The organism is Streptomyces sp. NPDC059080 (assembly GCF_042739975.1).
In the GTDB taxonomy this organism is placed as follows: Bacteria; Actinomycetota; Actinomycetes; order Streptomycetales; family Streptomycetaceae; genus Streptomyces; species Streptomyces benahoarensis.
This window is the reverse complement of sequence record NZ_JBHYGX010000049.1, coordinates 1-1740: the sequence shown is the minus strand read 5'-3', so window position 1 is coordinate 1740 and position 1740 is coordinate 1. Positions and strand designations below refer to the sequence as shown.

The following is a 1740-nucleotide window of genomic DNA, read 5'->3' as shown; positions in this document are numbered from 1 at the left end:
GGGGGGGGGGCCGGCCGCGCAGGCGGGGGGGGGCCCCCCCCCCGTCTCCCGGGGCCGGGGCGCCCCGTCGCATCCCCGCCCGCCTTCCCGGCGGACGGTGCGGATGCCACGACCGCCCCGGCCCCACCCCACCGCGCCCCCCGTACGCCTCGTGTCCGAGCGCCGTTCCACGGATGAGTGCGCGGTCGGCACGACCACGCCTCCATCTCACCCGAAGGGTCTTCAGTGACACGAGCGACCGCACCGCGACGCAGCGCCGCACCCCGTACGTCCCCCCGGACACCGGCCCCCGCGCCCGTGGCCTCCTTCGAGGAGATGCCGCTGGCCCCGGCTCTCCTGACCGCGCTGGGCGCACAGGGAGTCACCGAGCCGTTCCCCATCCAGGCGGCGACCCTCCCCGCGACGCTCGCCGGGCGCGACGTCCTCGGCCGTGGCCGCACCGGTTCGGGCAAGACCCTCGCCTTCGGCCTCGCGCTGCTCAGCCGCACCGCCGGCCGCCGGGCCGAGAGCAGGCGGCCGCTGGCGCTGGTGCTGGTTCCCACCCGCGAACTCGCCGGGCAGGTCGCCGACGCGCTCGGCCCGTACGCCGAGGCGGTCGGGTTGCGGACCACCACCGTTGTCGGCGGGACCTCGATCAACCGGCAGACCGACGCCCTGCGCCGCGGCGCCGAGGTGCTGGTCGCCACCCCGGGGCGGCTCGCCGACCTCCTCGACCGCGGCGCCTGCGCTCTCGATCAGGTCGCCGTCACCGTCCTCGACGAGGCCGACCAGATGACCGACATGGGCTTCCTGCCGCAGGTCACCCGCCTCATGGAGAAGGTGGACCCGGACGGCCAGCGGATGCTGTTCTCCGCGACGCTCGACCGCAATGTCGACAAACTGGTCCGCCGTTTCCTCACCGATCCGGTCACCCACTCCGTGGACCCCTCGGCCGCCACCGTCACGACCATGGACCACCACGTCCTCTACGTCGCCGACACCGACAAGCGCGCCACCGCCACCGAGATCGCCGCCCGCGACGGCCGCGTGATCATGTTCGTGGACACCAAGCGCGGCGCCGACCGGCTCACCAAGCACCTGCTCGCCCAGGGCGTACGCGCCGCCGCGCTGCACGGCGGCAAGTCGCAGCCGCAGCGCAACCGCACCCTGGAGCAGTTCCGCACCGGCCATGCCTCGGCGCTGATCGCCACCAACGTCGCGGCCCGCGGCATCCACATCGACGGCCTCGACCTCGTCGTCAACGTCGACCCGCCCACCGAGGCCAAGGACTATCTGCACCGCGGCGGCCGCACCGCGCGGGCCGGGGAGTCCGGCACCGTCGTCACGCTCGTCACCCCCGGGCAGCGCCGCGACATGACCCGGCTGATGCGCCAGGCGAAGATCACCCCGGACACCGCCACGGTCCGCCCCGGCGATGCCGAGCTGATACGGATCACCGGCGCCCGCACCCCCTCGGGCGAGCAGGTCCAGCTCGCCGCCCCCGCCCCGCAGCAGCCCGCCCGGCGGCGCCCCGCGGCCGGCGGGCGGCGCAACCCCGCGGGAGGCGCCGCGGGCGGAGCGGCGGGCGGCCGTCGCCGGCCGCTCCGCAGCCGCTCGGGCCGTCGCCCCGGCGGGACGCCCGCGGCCTGAGCCGGACGCGGGGGGGGGGGGGGCCCGCGCGGGCGGGGGGCGCCGGGGCGGGGGGGCGCGCGTGCGGCGCGCGGGGTGGGGGGAGACGCCCCCCGCGCGCCGCCGCGGGGC

1 protein-coding gene is annotated in these 1740 nt (G+C 77.8%); it reads left to right on the top strand.

Annotated features, from left to right (window positions below; genetic code table 11):
• Positions 1 to 297: 297 nt before the first annotated feature.
• Entirely contained in the window at positions 298 to 1629 is a 1332-nt protein-coding gene (locus ACFWWQ_RS26360) for a DEAD/DEAH box helicase (protein ID WP_384600926.1), read from the top strand.
• Positions 1630 to 1740: the final 111 nt, after the last annotated feature.